We start from the raw sequence: 14986 nt of genomic DNA, 5'->3' as shown, positions 1-14986 counted from the left end.
GATCGGAAACGGTTCTCACCCGATTGTGTGCTGCGTCACACCGGACGCGAGGGCCAGAACTTCCGCCAGCCGTCGGCCTCCAGGGTCGTCGGCTCCAGCCCGGCGTCGCGCGCGGCCTGCTCGGCGGCCCGGACGTCGTTCGCGAACTGCTTCGCCAGCGCCCGGAGCTCGCCCTCGGCGTCGACGCCCGCGCGCCGCGCCGTGGCGGCGATGCGGAACAGCTGGGCGGCGGCACCGGGGCCGGCCGGGAAGAGGTCGAGCGGGATGCCCGCCCGCCCGGAACGCTGCCCGAGCTTGCCGGCCAGCGCCACCGCGGGCTGGCCGAGCGCCACGCCGTCCACAATGGACTTCCGCTGCTTCTCCTGCTGCTTCAGCTCTTCCCACTTGACGTTCTGGTGCTCGACTGTGTGCACCGAGTCGCCGCCGGCGAACACGTGCGGGTGCCGGCCGACCAGTTTCGCGACCAGCGCGGCGGCGACGTCGTCGATGCCGAACGGGTCGGCGGCGTCCTCGGCCGCGACCCGCGCGTGGAAGAGCACCTGGAGCAGGACGTCGCCGAGCTCCTCGCGCAGCGCCTCGCGGTCGCCCGACTCGATGGCGTCGAGCAGCTCGTAGGTCTCTTCGACCAGGTATTGCCGCAGCGATTCGTGCGTCTGGGCCGCGTCCCACGGGCAGCCGCCCGGCGAGCGGAGCCGGTCCATCACCTCGGCGGCCTCGACCAGCGGCGGCACCGGCGTCTCGATGACCTCCGCGCCGGTCGCGATGAGCAGCGACGCCGCGGGCTCGTCCCGGGCCCCGGCGAGCAGCACGACGTCCTTCAGCGAAGGCGCCTCGGTCACGGCCGGGACCCCGAACACGCTCGCGTCGACGTCCGTGGCCGCGTACACCGCGGTGGCGTCACGCAGGAGCTTCAGCGCCGCGGCGGGCAGCGTCGCCCCGCGGACGACTACGACGACACCCGTGCTCACTGCTGCGTACGACCGGAACCACCCTGGGGCAGCACGAGGCCCTGGGCGGCGTCCTGGTTCGGGAGGACGCTCATGCCCACCACGTCCCACACGCCGTACCGCTTGTTGATCCGCACGTCGAGCTGGTCGAACAGCGGCTGCAGCTGCCGCATGCCGATCGCGGTCTTGGAGGCGTCGTCGAGCGTCGGCGCCTGCTCCGTGGCCACGGGCTTGTCGTCCACCCGCTGGCGGACCACCGCGACGAACCAGGTGCCCTCGCGGTTCGGGTAGGGGAAGACCGTGACGGTGCCGGCCGGGGACCCGAAGAGCGGGCTGGCGGCGAGCACGCCGGCCTGCGACGCGGGCACCGCCTCGCCGACGCCGGTGAGCGGCGGGATCGAGTCGGTGTTCTGCCCCTGCTGGGCCGCCTGCTGCCGCAGCGACGCCTCGTACTGGGCGTCGGCGCCGATCCGCTTGGTCGCGGCCGCCGGGTCGGCGGCGAACTGCCGGGCGAGGTCGAAGGCCGCCTTCTTCGCCTCGGGCCCCTTGGGCGTGGCGCCGGTGGTGGAGTCCGGCATCGAGCCGATGGACGTGTAGTCGAAAGTGACCGACAGGTTGGGGACGGCCTTCTCGGCCAGCGCCTGGGCGAGGTAGGTGTCGGTCAGCGCCTCGCGGTGGTCGCGGGTGCGGGTGACGAGCTCGCTGACCGCCTGGTTCTCGTCGGTCGCGTCGGCGGACACCGTGCCGTTGAGGGGGTCCTTGGCCAGCTGGGCCTCGATCTGCCCGTAGTTGGGCGTGATGCCCTGCTTTTCCGCGGCCGTGGCGAGCAGCTCGTGCAGCACGAGCGAGCTGACGGCCGCCCGGCCGAGCACGTCGAGCTTGTGCTCGGCGGCGAGCTTGCGCGCGTAGGGCTGCTCGCGGACGGCCTTGTCGATGAGGTTCTGCACCTGGTCGATGGAGACCGAGCGGTCGCCGACGACGGCGGCGCTGCCGACCTGGCTGGGACCCGAGCCGCACCCGGCGAGCAGAAACGCACCGGCAACGACCGCGACCAGCGCGCGAGGGCGCCCCATGATCCGCATCACAGCGCATACCCTCTCACACCATCGCACCCGAAACGCAACACCCGTCCGGTGTCGCCGGGCGTAACCTCGACGACATGGACCACTGGCTGACCATCGAGGTCTTCGATGGCGAGTCCACGGCTTCCTTGTGGCGGCTCGCCCGCGGTGACGCACTCACCGAAGCAGCACTGACGAACGGCGCCGAACAGTGGGTGTGGCACGAACACCGCTGGGGCGTCGTCCTGGAAATCGAGTTCGGGTCGGAGGAACGGCGCGACGCGTTCCGGGCGTTGCCGGTCGTGACGGCGGCGTTGGACGCGGTACCGGATCCGGCACGGGGGTTGCTCGTGTACCCCGGGCGGGGTGGGGGTGCGGGGTCGCGGATGCCCCGGAAACCCCGGCCGTTGCCCATGACGGACGCCGGGGCGGTGCCCGTGCCGATGGAACAGGTCGAGATGGGGCTGGCGGAGCCGTCGCCGCCGACGTTCAGCGAAGTCGGCTGACCGGGACAACCCGGGCGCCACAATGAGTTCCCTCGAAGTGCGCCGGGTTTCCGCGCGCCCTCAAACCGCCGCCGGCTTCTTCGTCAGCTGCGTCAGCAGTTTCGTGCACCAGTCGAGCAGCTCTTCGTCCCGCAGCGTCGGTGCACCGATCCGGCCGCCGGCCGGCCCCTCGGTCGGCTTGGGCACCGACACCGTGTTCGTCACGGCCTTGAACATCGCCTTCGGGTACAGCCGCTTCAACCGGACCAGCTGCGAATCGGCCAGCGGCAGCGGCGCGAACCGGATCGTGTTGCCCTGGACCGCCACCTCCGTCACGCCTGCCTCGCGGCACGTGTGCCGGAACCGCGCCACCGCCAGCAGCCGGTTCACCGCCGCCGGCGGCTGGCCGTAGCGGTCGACCAGCTCTTCGCGGACCGCTTCCAGGCCCTCGGTGTCCGGCGCCGCCGCGATCTTGCGGTACGCCTCCAGCCGCAGCCGCTCCCCCGGCACGTAGTCGTGCGGGATGTGGGCGTCGATCGGGAGGTCGACGCGGACGTCGGCCATCTCTTCGTCCTCCGCCGGCTCCGCGCCCGCGTGCTTGCGGAACGCGTCGACCGCTTCGCCGACCAACCGCACGTACAGGTCGAACCCGACGCCCGCGATGTGCCCGGACTGCTCCGCGCCCAGGATGTTGCCCGCGCCGCGGATCTCGAGGTCCTTCATCGCGACCGCCATGCCCGCGCCGAGCTCGGTGTTCTGGGCGATCGTCGCGAGGCGGTCGTGCGCGGTCTCCGTCAGCGGCGCCTCCGGCGGGTACAGGAAGTACGCGTACCCGCGCTCGCGCCCGCGTCCGACCCGGCCGCGCAGCTGGTGCAGCTGCGCCAGTCCCAGCAGGTCACCGCGCTCGACCAGCAACGTGTTGGCGTTCGAGATGTCCAGGCCGGTCTCGACGATCGTCGTGCACACGAGGACGTCGTATTCGTTCTCCCAGAAGCCCTGGATGATCTTCTCGAGCTTGTCCTCGTTCATCTGCCCGTGCGCGGTGACGACGCGCGCCTCCGGCACCAGCTCCCGGATGTGCCGCGCGGCCTTCTCGATCGAGGAGACGCGGTTGTGGACGTAGAACACCTGGCCGTCGCGCAGCAGTTCACGGCGGATCGCGGCGCCGACCTGCTTGTCGTCGTACGAGCCGACGTACGTCAGGATCGGGTGCCGGTCCTCGGGCGGGGTCAGGATCGTGGACATCTCGCGGATGCCCGCCAGCGACATCTCCAGCGTCCGCGGGATCGGGGTCGCGGACATCGTGAGCACGTCGACGTGCGTGCGCAGCGACTTGATGTGCTCCTTGTGCTCGACGCCGAACCGCTGCTCCTCGTCGACGATCACGAGACCGAGGTCCTTGTAGCGGATGCCGGTCTGCAGCAGGCGGTGCGTGCCGATCACGATGTCGATCTCGCCGCTGGCCAGCTGTTCCAGGGTCGCGTCGGTCTCGCTCTTGGCGGAGAACCGCGACAGGCCGCGGATCTTCACCGGGAACGAGCGCATGCGCTCGGTGAAGGTGTTCAGGTGCTGCTGGGCGAGCAGCGTCGTCGGGACGAGCACCGCGACCTGCTTGCCGTCCTGCACCGCCTTGAACGCGGCGCGGACGGCGATCTCCGTCTTGCCGTAGCCGACGTCGCCGCAGATGACGCGGTCCATCGGGACGCCGCGTTCCATGTCCCCCTTGACCTCGTCGATCGCCGCGAGCTGGTCGTTGGTTTCGGTGAACGGGAAGGCGTCCTCGAGCTCGCTCTGCCACGGCGTGTCCGGGCCGAACGCGTGCCCCGGCGCGGCCTGGCGCGCGGCGTACAGCTGCACGAGCTCGGCGGCGATCTCCTTGACCGCCTTCTTGGCCCTGGCCTTGGTGTTCTTCCAGTCGGAGCCGCCGAGCTTGTTCAGCGTGGGCAGCTCACCGCCGACGTACTTGGAGACCTCGTCGAGCTGGTCGGTCGGCACGAACAGCCGGTCACCGGGGTGGCCGCGCTTGGACGACCCGTACTCCAGCAGCAGGTACTCGCGGGTGGCGCCGGCGACCGTGCGCTGCACCATCTCGACGAACCGGCCGATGCCGTGCTGCTCGTGCACGACGTAGTCGCCGTTCTTGAGCGCCAGCGGGTCCACCGCGTTGCGCCGCCGGGACGGCATCTTGGTGTTGAAGTCCTTTGTGGACGTTCCGGCGCCGGAACCGCGGCCGGTCAGGTCCGCCTCGGTGAGCACGACCAGGGCGCGCTCCGGCGAGACGAAGCCCTCGGCGAGGCCGCCGCAGGTGACCGTGACCATGCCGGGCGCCGGGGTGCTCTTCAGGCCGTCACCGGCCTGGGTCGCCGGGACGTCGGCGGCCGAGAGCTGCTCGACGGCGCGCGCCGCGGTGCCCTGGCCGGCGACGACGAGCACCGCGGTGCCGCCCGCCGCCGTGTGGGCGCGCAGGTCCGTCATCGCGCGCTCGAGCTCGCCGCGGTAGGACGGCGCGGCCTCGACCGAGACGCGGTAGACGTCCGGGTCTTCGCTGGTCAGCTGGGTGAGCGTCCACCAGGAGCGCTTGGTGTCCTGCGCGTGGGACGCGATCTCGTCGAGCCCGCGGTAGGCGGACGCGCCGAGGTCGATCGGGGCCTGCCCGCCCGCCGCGGCCGTCGTCCAGGACGCTTCGAGGAACTCCTGGCCGGTGCGGACGAGGTCGGCGGCCCGGGCGCGGATCTTCTCGGGGTCGGTGAGCAGGACGTGGGTGCCGGCCGGCATCGCGTCGGTGAGCAGCTCCAGCTCGTCTTCGCAGAGCACCGGGATGAGCGCTTCCATGCCCTCGACCGGGATGCCGCCGGCGAGCTTGGTGAGCATCTCCGCCAAGTGGGCGTCGGCCTCGTAGGTCTTCGCCAGCTCCGCGGCCTTCTCCTTGACCGGCGGCGTGAGCAGCAGCTCCCGGCACGGCGGCGCGGAGACCCGCGGGATCTCGCCGGGCAGCGACCGCTGGTCGGAGACGGCGAACGCGCGGATCTCGCTGACCTCGTCGCCCCAGAACTCGACGCGGACGGGGTGCTGCGCGGTCGGCCCGAAGAGGTCGAGGATGCCGCCGCGGACGGCGAACTCGCCGCGCTTCTCGACCATGTCGACGCGGGTGTAGGCCAGTTCGACGAGCCGTTCGAGCAGCTCCTCGAACGGCTTTTCCTCGCCGACGACCAGGTCGATCGGCTTGAGCGAGCCGAGGCCGGGCGCCATCGGCTGGATGAGGCTGCGGACGGTGGCGACGACGACGCGCAGGGTGTCGTCCTCGGTCTTCAGCCGGTGCAGCACCTCCAGGCGGCGGCCGACGGTGTCGGCGCGCGGGGAGAGCCGCTCGTGCGGAAGGGTCTCCCAAGAAGGAAAGTCGGCCACTGCTTCGCCGCCGAGCAGCGCGCTGAGCGACGAGGTCAGCTCGTCGGCCTCGCGCCCGGTGGCGGTGACGGCGAGGACGGGCTTGGCCGCGCCCTCGTCGGCGGCGAGGACGGCGGCGACGAGCTGCCGGGCGGCGATCGGGCCCTGGAGCTCGAGCAGCGGCGCCCCGGCGCGCTCGACCACGCCGCGCAGGGCCGGGTCGGGAAGGATGGCGGTGAGGAGTCCGGACAATGGAGCGTCGGTCACGGTCCCAGCCTACGTGCCACCCCCGACAGGTTTCCGATCACGGCTGGTCGCGGCCCGGAACGCCCCAATGTGGCGTTCGGTGCGCCCCACGCACCCAACGCGGCGTTCGGTGCGCCCCACGCACCCAACGCGGCGTTCGGTGCGCCCCACGCACCCAACGCCACATTGGGGTGCTGGCAACCCGTCAAGAGCGGAGCAGGTCGGCGACTTCCGCGAGCCGGGGCAGCTGCTCGTCGAACACCTTCGGGTCCGTGCTCGCGATCCGCAGCAGCACGTGCTCCGCCCCTTCGTACTCGCGTAGGCGCGAAGCCACTTCGGCGGCGCTTCCCGTCACCTGCATCTGGATGCCCTGCACGAAGTCGGCCGGCATGCCGTAGTTGCGCAGGCAGTACTCCTCCAGCAGCGCGCGTCCCCGGGAGAAGTCGTCCTCCACCAGGACCGTCGCGAACAGCGCCGGCGTCACCGGGCGCGACGACAGCTCGCGGATGCGGGCGAGGCCCGACACGTAGTCCGCCGGGTCCGGCGGGTAGGGCAGCCAGCCGTCGTACAGCCGGCCGACGCGCTCCAGCGCCCCCGGCGTGTACGCCGCCAGCCAGACCGGCGGCCCGCCCGGCCGTGACGGCGCGGGGAAGGACGGCAGCGAGTCGTAGTGCAGCACCGACCCGTGGAACGACGAAGCGCCGCTCCACGCCGCCCGCCACAGGCCCACGATGTCGTCCAGCCGCGCCCGCCGGCGTTCCCACGGCACGCCCACGAACGCGAACTCCGGCTCGCTCCGCCCGGCGAACCCCGCGCCGACGGCCACCGTGAGCCGACCGCCGCTGAGCAGATCGAGGGAAAGCAGCTGGTTCGCCGAGAGAACCGGGTCCCGCAACGCCGGGAGCAGCGCGGACGTCCCCAGCGTCACCCGCGAGGTCCGGGCGGCGAACGCACCCAGCACGGCGAAAGCGTCCAGCGGGGCCCGCGCGAGGGTGTCCCCCACCCAGACCGAGTCGAGACCGAGCTCTTCGGCGGAGACGGCGACGTCGACCAGCTCGGGCGCGGTCCGCCCGGCGTCGAGGATGGGCTGGTAGGTCGGCACGACCAGGCCGTAGTTCGTCATGCCGGGAAGCCTCGCCGACGCGGGGAATGCCCTCAATTCCCCACGGGGAATGGCGCGGCCGGAGATGATGGGCTCGTGAACTTCGGAACGGCGCTGAAGGACTGGCGCACGCGGCGGCACCTCAGCCAGCTCGACCTGGCGTTGCGGGCCGGGACGACGCAGCGGCACGTGAGCTTCATGGAGAGCGGGCGCTCGCTCCCCGGCCGCGCCATGGTGCTGCGCGTCGCGGAGTCGCTCGAACTGCCCCTGCGCGAGCGCAACGGCCTCCTGCACGCCGCCGGTTTCGCGCCGTCGTACCCCGAGACGCGGCTCGACGACCCGGCGATCCGGCCGGTGCTCGACGGGCTGCGGCGGCTGCTCGACGGCCACCGCCCCTACCCCGCCATCGTCGTCGACCGCTACGGCCTGCTCGTCGCGAAGAACGACGCGTTTTCCCTGCTCATCGAGGGTGTCGCGGCGGAGCTCCTCGAAGAACCGGTCGACACGCTGCGGCTCGCGCTGCACCCGCGCGGGATGGCACCGCGCGTGCGCAACCTCGACGACTGGGCCCGGCACATCCTCGAACGCCTCCGCAACGACCTCGCGCGCACCCCGGACGAGCGGCTGGCCGCGCAGCTCGCCGAGCTGACCGGGTACCTGCCGCCGGAGCGGCCGCCGAGCGCGGACCACCTCGGCTTCGCCGTGCCGGTGCGACTGTCCACTTCGGTCGGTGAGCTGCGGCTGATCACGGCCATCACGACGTTCGCGACCGCCGCCGACGTCACGGTGTCGGAGCTCAAGCTGGAGACGTTCCTGCCCGCGGACGCGGAAACCGCGGAACGCCTTCAGAGCACCAGCGCCGTCAGGTGACCCACCAGCAGCTCCGCGCTCGCCCACAGCACGGCCGCGCACACGCTGCCCGCGGCGAACCGGCGGTACGGCATCGCCGCCGAGCCCGCGACCCGCGGCACCAGCGTCCGGACGCCGGCCAGGCAGCGGCCGGCGATCACCGCCGGGACGCCGTAGCGGGCGACCGCCGCTTCGGCCTGGTCCCAGCGGTCCTGGCCGATGCGGCGGGCGAGCCGCGTCCGGCGCAACCGGGGTCCCCAGTGCCGTCCTTCGAGGTACGCCAGCTGATCGCCGGCGACGGCCGCGAGCACGGCCACCGGCAAAGCGAGTCCGAGGTGGAGCGTACCCCGCTCGGCGAGGAACCCCATGAGCAGCAGCGCCGACAACGTCGGGAGCACGATTCCGGGCAGCAGCGCGGTTTCCGCCGTGATCAGCAGCGCGCAGACGAGGTAGACGACCGGCGGGGGCGCGTCAAGCAGTGGCCGCAGCAGGCTGTCCATGGCTCGTCCTCCCCACCGCCACCGGCAGCGCCGCGCGGTAGACGAACGCGGGCGGCAGGTTGCCCCAGACGACCGGAGTGCGCTCCACGACCGCGAAACGGCTTCGCAGCGAAGCCGCGAAGCGACGCGCGGGTGGCGTCCAGGCCGCGTGGGCGTACGCGAACGTCGTGAACCGGCCGTTCGGGGCCAGGGCCGCCGTGACCGCGTCGAGGATGCTTCGCTGCCGGTCGGCGGTCATGGCCGTCCACGGCAGTCCGGAGACGACGACGTCGACGTTGTCGAGAGCGAGGTGCTCTGCCGAGCCCGTGACGACGTCGACCTGCGGAAAGCGCTCGCGGACAGCGGCCGCGAAACGCGGGTTGATCTCGTAAGCGGTCAGGCGTGCTTCGGGGCGAAGCAGTGCGAGAACCGCTTCGGTGAACACGCCGGTGCCCGGACCCAGCTCGGCGACGCGGGCCGCGCGTTCCAGGCCGAGCCCCGACGTCATCGTTTCGGCCAGCCGCGGCGAGCTCGGCGCGATCGCGCCCGTCAGCATCGGGTGGCGGAGGAATTCCCTGGTGATCGACATGCTTGCGACGCTAGGAACGGCGGGGGTGGCCGCGAATCCGCCGGATCGACCGGCCTGGTCCTCCCCGGGGAGGACACGATCGGGCCGAAGGGATGACGACCCGGGCCGGGTCGCGGCATTACGTTCGGTGGCGTGGAACGACTCGTCGTGTGGGTACGCCGGCACCGGTGGACGGTGGACCTGCCGCTGTACGCCGTGTTCCTGTTCCTCGCGCCCAACTGGGTCGGCGCGGGTTCGTGGGCCGTCCGCGCGATCCCGCTGCTGTTCCTGCTGCCCCTGCTGGTCCGGCGCCGGTTCCCGCGGACGGTGGCGGTCCTGATCCTCGCCGGCACGCTGGCCACCTTCACCGACGAGATCTGGGCGTTCGACCGCGGCCGCGCCGAGCTGAGCATGGCGGTCGTCCTCTTCAACCTGGTGCAGCGCGGCGATCGCCGGTTCGGCGCGCTGACCGCGGCCGGGATCCTCGCGCTCGACACGATGTGGGGGTTCAGCTGGGGCCCGTCCACGCAGAACCCGACCCTCACGATCGTCGCCATCCTGCCGATCCACCTGGCGGCGTGGGCGCTCGGGGAGTTCTTCCACACCAAGGAACAGCTCACCGCGGAGGAGGACAAACGCGCCGCGGCCCAGTCGCGCGCGGCGGTCGCGGAGGAGCGCACCCGGATCGCGCGCGAGCTCCACGACGTCCTCGCCCACAGCATGAGCGTGATCGTGCTGAACGCCGAAGGCGCGAAGCTCGCCCGGCATCGCGATCCCGAAGCCGTCGACCGCACGCTCGACACGATCGGCCGCACGGGCCGGGACGCGCTCGCCGAGCTGCGGCGGCTGCTCGAAGTCCTGCACGCCGGCCAGGCGGCGCGCAGTCCCCAGCCGACCATCGACGAGCTGCGTGAGCTCGTCGAGCAGTGCGGGCGCGCGGTCGCGCTCGAGGTCACCGGTGATCCCGGCGGCCTGCCCGCGAGCGCCGCGCTGCAGGCGTACCGGATCGTCCAGGAGGCCCTGACCAACATGATCAAGCACGCCCCGGCCGACGCGACCGGCCGCGTCGAAGTCGCCTTCGAGCCGGAGGAGATCCGGATCGAGGTGACGAACACCGGCGGTAAGGCTCCGGCGCCCGCGTTGCCCTCGTCCGGGCGCGGGCTCGCCGGGATGCGCCAGCGCGTCGAGATGTACCACGGTGAGCTGACGGCCGGGCCGGTGCCGGACGGCGGCTACCGGGTGCGCGCGAGCTTGGTGGTCGGCTCGTGACCACCAGGGTGCTGCTGTGCGACGACCAGGAGCTGGTGCGGGTCGGGCTGCGGATGATCGTCGAAAGCCAGGACGACCTCGTCGTCGTGGCCGAGGCGGCGAACGGCGGCGAGGCCGTCGCGAAGGCCCGGGAGCTGCGACCGGACCTGGTGCTGATGGACGTCCGGATGCCGGTGCTCGACGGCGTCGCGGCGACCGGGCGGATCTGCGCCGAACTACCCGACGTGCGCGTCCTCATCATCACGACGTTCGACCTCGACGAGTACGCGTACGCCGCGTTGCGCGCCGGCGCCAGCGGGTTCCTGGTGAAGGACGCTCCGTCGGAAGAGATGCTCGTGGCGATCCGCGGTGTGCTGCGCGGCGACTCGATGGTCTCGCCGTCGGTCACGCGGCGGCTGCTCGACCGCTACCTCGCCGACGGCCGCGATCCGGTCGACGTCGCGAAGCTCGACGTGCTCACCGAGCGCGAGAAGGACGTACTGGGGCTGATCGCGCGCGGGCTGTCCAACAGCGAGATCGGGGCGAAGCTGTACATCGGCGAGACGACGGTGAAGACGCACGTCGGACGGATCCTCGGCAAGCTGCGGCTGCGCGACCGGGTGCACGCGGTGGTCTTCGCCTACGAGTCAGGACTGGTGCGCCCAGGTTCTTGATGACTCCTCATTTATCTATTTGATAGGGAAGGATAGAGTATTTTGCATGACGATATACAAGTCCGAAGCGGGCGCCCGCCTCCTGCGTGAGCGCTACCTCGAAGCAGTGAAGAGCTGGCCCGTCCCGCACGACGAGGTGCTGGTCCCGACGCCCGAAGGCGAGACGTTCGTGCTGGTCTCGGGTCCGCCCGGGGCGCCGCCGCTGGTGCTGCTGCACGGCTCCGGCAGCAACTCGGCGGAGTGGGCGCACCGGATCCCGTCGCTGGTGGAGCGGTTCCGGGTGTACGCGGTCGACATCATCGGCGAGCCGGGGATGAGCGCCGAGACGCGGCCGCCGCTCGGCAGCGACCGGTACGCGCGGTGGCTGGACGCGGTGCTGGACCACTTCGACGTCTCCCGGGCGGCGTTCCTGACGTCGTCGTTCGGCGGCTGGCTCGCGCTCGATTACGCGACCCGGCGGCCCGAGCGCGTCGCCGCGCTGGCGCTGCGGTGCCCGATCGGCCTCGGCCCGATGAAGAAGGGGTTCGTCGTCAAGGCGGTGTTCCTGGCCCTGCTCGGGGAGAAGGGACGGCGGAAGTCCGTGGCCGACGTGGTGGGCGAGCCGGTGTCGTCGCCGATCGTCGAGCAGCAGCTGCTCGTGTCGGCGAACTACCGGTACCGCACCGGCCCGTTCCCGGTCTTCGACGACGCCGCACTGGGGCAGCTGACCATGCCGGTGTACGCCGTCGCCGGGGCGGAGGACGCCATGGTCGACTCCGCGACGACGAAACGGCGGCTCGAAGCGGCCGGCGCGGTCGTCGACCTCGTGCCGGGAACCGGGCACTACATCCCCGGTTCGGACGACCTGGCCTTCCTGAAGGAAGCAGCAACGAACGGCGATTTCACCGCTTGATGGCAGGATGAGCCGTATGCGGCGGGTGCTGGGTCTCATCGGTGCGGTGTCCCTGCTGGTCGCGGGCTGTTCGGGAGCGTCGAGCGCACCCGTCCAGAGCGTCCCGCCCGTGTCCACGCCGCCGGCGTCGACCGGGAAGTTCAAGGTCGAGACGGTCACCGCCGGGCTGGAGCACGGCTGGGACATCGGTTTCCTGCCCGACGGCGGCATCCTCGTGCCGCAGCGGCCCGGCAAGCTCGCGCTGGTCCGCGGCGGGCGAGCCACCGACGTGCAGGCCGACTTCTCCGACGTCCTCGTGCAGGGCGAGGGCGGGCTGCTCGGCATGGTCGTCAGCCCCGACTTCGCCACCAGCCGCGAGTTCATCACGTGCCAGGACCACCAGGAGGGCGGCAAGGCCGTGGACATCCGGCTGGTCACGTGGAAGCTGGCCGAGGACGGCGGGAGCGCCACCCGGGTCAAGAACCTGCTGACCGGGCTGCCGGTGAACCCGAGCGGCCGGCACTCCGGCTGCCGGCCGACGTTCGCGCCGGACGGCGCGCTGCTGGTCGGCACCGGCGACACCGCGCGGTCGACGATCGCCCAGGACCGCCACTCCCTGGGCGGCAAGGTGCTGCGGCTGGACGCGAAGACCGGGAACCCGGTGCCGGACAACCCGTTCAGCACGTCGGCGGACCCGCACGAGCGGCTGATCTACACCTACGGCCACCGCAACGTCCAGGGCGTGGCGATCCGGCCGGGCAGCGGCCAGGTGATCACGGCCGAGCACGGGCCGACCTTCGACGACGAGGTCAACCTGCTGAAGCCGGGCGCGAACTACGGCTGGGACCCGTCGAAGGGCGGCACCGACCCGAGCTACGACGAGAGCGTGCCGATGACCGACCTGAAGCGCTTCCCGGCCGCCGTGAGTCCACTGTGGACATCCGGCAAGATCACCGAGGCGATCAGCGGCGACGCGTTCCTGACGGGCGCGCAGTGGGGCCCGGACGACGGCGCGCTGGTCGTGGTGGCGCTGAAGGGCCAGAAGCTGCTGCTGTACCACTTGGACGCGGCGGGCAAGGTCCTGGACGTGTCGCTTCCCCCGGAGTTCGACGACAAGTTCGGCCGCCTGCGGGCGGTGCGCAGCGGCCCGGACGGCGCACTGTACGTGACGACTTCGGACGGGACGGACGACAAGCTGCTGAAGGTCACGCCGGCCTGATCATGAGAAAAGCACGGCCGTCCGGTGCCGTGGACACTTCCGCCGGGGTGGCGGATCGCGGAACATGGTCTGCACCAAGAGTTTTCGCCCGCCCCCGACGAGTGTTGGACGCGGTCCGAAGAGAGCGTTCCCGCGGCAGCACCGCGCCGGTCCCCGAGCGCCATCGCCGACCTGGCGTTCGGGGACCGGCATTCCAACCCCGAGAGCCGGTTATTTGCCCAGGTGAGCCCCGCCGTTGACGTGCACCACCTGTCCGGTGACGTGCCCGGCGGCGGGGCTCGCCAAGAACGTCACGACGGCCGCGACGTCTTCCGGCGTGCCCGGCCGCTTGTTCATCGTGTTGCCGATCAGCTGGTCGCGACGGCGGTCCGAGAGCTTGCCGTGGAAGAACTCCGTCTCGCCGATCAGTCCCGGCGCGACGACGTTCGCCGTGATCCCGCGCGGCCCGAGCTCCTGCGCCACGCTGATGTTCCACGCCTCGACCGCGGCCTTCGCGGCCCCGTACGAGCCGGCGCCGGTGCGGGCGGCGATCGAGCCGATCGTGACGATCCGCGCGTCGTCGGCCAGGCGTTCGCGCAGCGCGTGCGTCACCAGCGCGGCACTGACCACATTGGACCGGAGGTTGCGTTCGAACGCGGCCGCGAAACCGGCCAGCCCTTCGCCGTCACCGTCGAGGAGGTCCGTGTTGCCCCCGGCGTTGTTGACGAGCACGTCGACGCGGTCCGGCAACTCCCCCAGTGCGGCTCCGACGGCCGCCGGGTCGGCGGCGTCGAACACGACCGGCCGTGCGCCCAGGAGCGCCGCGGCCTCGGCGAGCACCTGCTCGCGGCGCCCGGTGATCGTGACCCGGTCACCCGCCCCGGCGAAGGCCGCCGCGACGGCGTACCCGATGCCCGTGCCGCCGCCCGTCACCACGATTTCCCTGCTCTTCCCCATGCCTCAAGCCTAATGCCTAGGATCGGGGCATGACCGAGATCGACCCGGCCACGTCCGCGCTCGTGCTCGTCGACCTGCAGGAGCGCATCGTGGCGTTGCCGACCACGCCGTACAGCGGCGAAGAGGTCGTCGCGAACGCGCTGCGGCTGCGGACGGCGTTCCGCGAAGCCGGCGCGCCCGTGGTGATCGTCAAGGTGTCGCGGCCGGACAACCCGCCGGGCAACGAACTCGTCTTCGACGCGCAGGACGACAAGATCGTCACCAAGTACACGATCGGCGGCTTCGCGAACACCGACCTCGACGAGTTCCTGCGCGCCAAGGGCGTGCGCACGGTCTGCTTCGGCGGCATCGCAACGGAGTTCGGCGTCGAGTCGAGCCTGCGCGCCGCCTCCGACCACGGCTACGACACGGTCGTGACGACGGACGAGGCCCTGGCGGGGCTGGCGTGATCGACAAGATCGCCTGGCTGCACCTAGTGGACGGCCGGATCCTGAGCACGCGCTCGCGCGGCAAGCAGGTCTACTACTTGCCGGGCGGCAAGCGCGAAGCGGGCGAGACGGACACCGAGACGCTGGTCCGCGAGATCCGCGAAGAGGTGTCGGTGGAGATCACCGAACCGACGATCGAGCCGGCGGGCGTGTTCGAAGCCCAGGCGGACGGCAAGGCGCCGGGCGTGGTCGTGCGGATGACGTGCTTCACGGCGGAGTACACCGGAACGCTGGAAGCGAGCAGCGAGATCGACGAGATCGCGTGGCTGGGGTACGCGGACCGGGAGAAGGTTTCGGCGGTGGACAAGATCATCTTCGACCACCTGCACGAGGCCGGGCAGCTCACCTAGTGTCGCGCGTTGCCCAGACCTGGCCGGAGAACGCGCCGGTTCGCGGGTCTGCCGCGGCTCGTCGTGAGTGAGAAACAGG

At 71.7% G+C, this 14986-nt stretch carries 15 protein-coding genes; 8 read left to right on the top strand and 7 right to left on the bottom strand.

Going from position 1 to position 14986, the window contains the following annotated elements:
• Positions 1-35 precede the first annotated feature (35 nt).
• Together QRX60_RS18385 and QRX60_RS18380 are read right to left on the bottom strand one after the other, a co-directional pair.
• On the bottom strand, positions 36-968 hold the full coding sequence (locus QRX60_RS18385) for a MazG family protein (protein WP_286001998.1): 933 nt from the start codon (positions 966-968) through the stop codon (positions 36-38).
• Complete coding sequence (locus QRX60_RS18380) at positions 965-2020, bottom strand: SurA N-terminal domain-containing protein (protein WP_286001997.1); 1056 nt, start codon at positions 2018-2020, stop codon at positions 965-967. Before QRX60_RS18380 ends, QRX60_RS18385 begins: the two co-directional genes overlap by 4 nt.
• An 86-nt stretch (positions 2021-2106) precedes the next feature.
• Here QRX60_RS18380 and QRX60_RS18375 point away from each other — a divergent pair, with 86 nt between their 5' ends.
• Complete coding sequence (locus tag QRX60_RS18375; protein WP_286001996.1) at positions 2107-2514, top strand: hypothetical protein; 408 nt, start codon at positions 2107-2109, stop codon at positions 2512-2514.
• A gap of 60 nt (positions 2515-2574) precedes the next feature.
• Here the strand turns inward: QRX60_RS18375 and mfd are convergent, their stop codons facing one another.
• On the bottom strand, positions 2575-6129 hold the full coding sequence (gene mfd / locus QRX60_RS18370; protein WP_286003627.1) for a transcription-repair coupling factor: 3555 nt from the start codon (positions 6127-6129) through the stop codon (positions 2575-2577).
• 199 nt (positions 6130-6328) lie between these two features.
• Entirely contained in the window at positions 6329-7246 is a 918-nt protein-coding gene (locus tag QRX60_RS18365) for an LLM class flavin-dependent oxidoreductase (protein ID WP_286001995.1), read from the bottom strand.
• A gap of 75 nt (positions 7247-7321) precedes the next feature.
• On the opposite strand from QRX60_RS18365, the gene QRX60_RS18360 reads away from it, so the two are divergent.
• Positions 7322-8095 carry a helix-turn-helix transcriptional regulator gene (locus QRX60_RS18360; protein ID WP_286001994.1) on the top strand — a complete coding sequence of 258 codons (774 nt, stop codon included), beginning with the start codon at positions 7322-7324 and terminating at the stop codon, positions 8093-8095.
• Here the strand turns inward: QRX60_RS18360 and QRX60_RS18355 are convergent.
• Together QRX60_RS18355 and QRX60_RS18350 are read right to left on the bottom strand one after the other, a co-directional pair.
• The gene (locus tag QRX60_RS18355; RefSeq protein WP_286001993.1) at positions 8071-8574 is read right to left on the bottom strand and encodes a DedA family protein; all 504 of its coding nucleotides are present in this window, start codon (positions 8572-8574) and stop codon (positions 8071-8073) included. The two genes, QRX60_RS18360 and QRX60_RS18355, sit on opposite strands and share 25 nt — an antisense overlap.
• Positions 8546-9142 (bottom strand): class I SAM-dependent methyltransferase, encoded by a 597-nt coding sequence (locus tag QRX60_RS18350; protein ID WP_286001992.1) that lies wholly within the window; start codon positions 9140-9142, stop codon positions 8546-8548. Before QRX60_RS18350 ends, QRX60_RS18355 begins: the two co-directional genes overlap by 29 nt.
• Before the next feature lie 132 nt (positions 9143-9274).
• Between QRX60_RS18350 and QRX60_RS18345 the strand changes: the two genes are divergently transcribed.
• From QRX60_RS18345 to QRX60_RS18330, 4 genes are read left to right on the top strand one after another with little or no spacing between them, the layout of a single operon-like run.
• Positions 9275-10390 carry a sensor histidine kinase gene (locus tag QRX60_RS18345; protein ID WP_286001991.1) on the top strand — a complete coding sequence of 372 codons (1116 nt, stop codon included), beginning with the start codon at positions 9275-9277 and terminating at the stop codon, positions 10388-10390.
• Entirely contained in the window at positions 10387-11043 is a 657-nt protein-coding gene (locus QRX60_RS18340) for a response regulator (protein ID WP_286001990.1), read from the top strand. Before QRX60_RS18345 ends, QRX60_RS18340 begins: the two co-directional genes overlap by 4 nt.
• Positions 11044-11089: 46 nt before the next feature.
• Positions 11090-11935: an alpha/beta fold hydrolase gene (locus tag QRX60_RS18335; protein WP_286001989.1), complete on the top strand. Its 846-nt coding sequence runs from the start codon at positions 11090-11092 to the stop codon at positions 11933-11935.
• 16 nt (positions 11936-11951) lie between these two features.
• Positions 11952-13133, top strand: coding sequence for a PQQ-dependent sugar dehydrogenase (locus tag QRX60_RS18330; protein ID WP_286003626.1), 1182 nt, complete (start codon positions 11952-11954; stop codon positions 13131-13133).
• A 210-nt stretch (positions 13134-13343) separates the two neighbouring features.
• Here the strand turns inward: QRX60_RS18330 and QRX60_RS18325 are convergent, their stop codons facing one another.
• Complete coding sequence (locus QRX60_RS18325; protein ID WP_286001988.1) at positions 13344-14069, bottom strand: SDR family NAD(P)-dependent oxidoreductase; 726 nt, start codon at positions 14067-14069, stop codon at positions 13344-13346.
• Between the two features lie 29 nt (positions 14070-14098).
• On the opposite strand from QRX60_RS18325, the gene QRX60_RS18320 reads away from it, so the two are divergent.
• Together QRX60_RS18320 and QRX60_RS18315 are read left to right on the top strand one after the other, a co-directional pair.
• Positions 14099-14518, top strand: a complete 420-nt coding sequence (locus QRX60_RS18320; protein ID WP_286001987.1) for an isochorismatase family protein — start codon at positions 14099-14101, stop codon at positions 14516-14518.
• Complete coding sequence (locus tag QRX60_RS18315) at positions 14515-14907, top strand: NUDIX hydrolase (protein ID WP_286001986.1); 393 nt, start codon at positions 14515-14517, stop codon at positions 14905-14907. Before QRX60_RS18320 ends, QRX60_RS18315 begins: the two co-directional genes overlap by 4 nt.
• The last annotated feature ends 79 nt before the right edge of the window (positions 14908-14986 follow it).

The organism is Amycolatopsis mongoliensis (assembly GCF_030285665.1).
Taxonomy (GTDB): domain Bacteria; phylum Actinomycetota; class Actinomycetes; order Mycobacteriales; family Pseudonocardiaceae; genus Amycolatopsis; species Amycolatopsis mongoliensis.
The sequence above is the reverse complement of the archived record's forward strand: the minus strand, read 5'-3'. Positions and strand labels throughout refer to the sequence as shown.

Bases quoted from the DNA above. Each gene is read 5' to 3' on its own strand.
- QRX60_RS18380 (WP_286001997.1), bottom strand. From the start codon at position 2,020: ATGGGGCGCCCTCGCGCGCTGGTCGCGGTCGTTGCCGGTGCGTTTCTG.
- QRX60_RS18375 (WP_286001996.1), top strand. From the start codon at position 2,107: ATGGACCACTGGCTGACCATCGAGGTCTTCGATGGCGAGTCCACGGCT.
- QRX60_RS18330 (WP_286003626.1), top strand. From the start codon at position 11,952: ATGCGGCGGGTGCTGGGTCTCATCGGTGCGGTGTCCCTGCTGGTCGCG.
- QRX60_RS18335 (WP_286001989.1), top strand. From the start codon at position 11,090: ATGACGATATACAAGTCCGAAGCGGGCGCCCGCCTCCTGCGTGAGCGC.
- QRX60_RS18325 (WP_286001988.1), bottom strand. From the start codon at position 14,069: ATGGGGAAGAGCAGGGAAATCGTGGTGACGGGCGGCGGCACGGGCATC.
- QRX60_RS18365 (WP_286001995.1), bottom strand. From the start codon at position 7,246: ATGACGAACTACGGCCTGGTCGTGCCGACCTACCAGCCCATCCTCGAC.
- QRX60_RS18320 (WP_286001987.1), top strand. From the start codon at position 14,099: ATGACCGAGATCGACCCGGCCACGTCCGCGCTCGTGCTCGTCGACCTG.
- QRX60_RS18355 (WP_286001993.1), bottom strand. From the start codon at position 8,574: ATGGACAGCCTGCTGCGGCCACTGCTTGACGCGCCCCCGCCGGTCGTC.
- QRX60_RS18350 (WP_286001992.1), bottom strand. From the start codon at position 9,142: ATGTCGATCACCAGGGAATTCCTCCGCCACCCGATGCTGACGGGCGCG.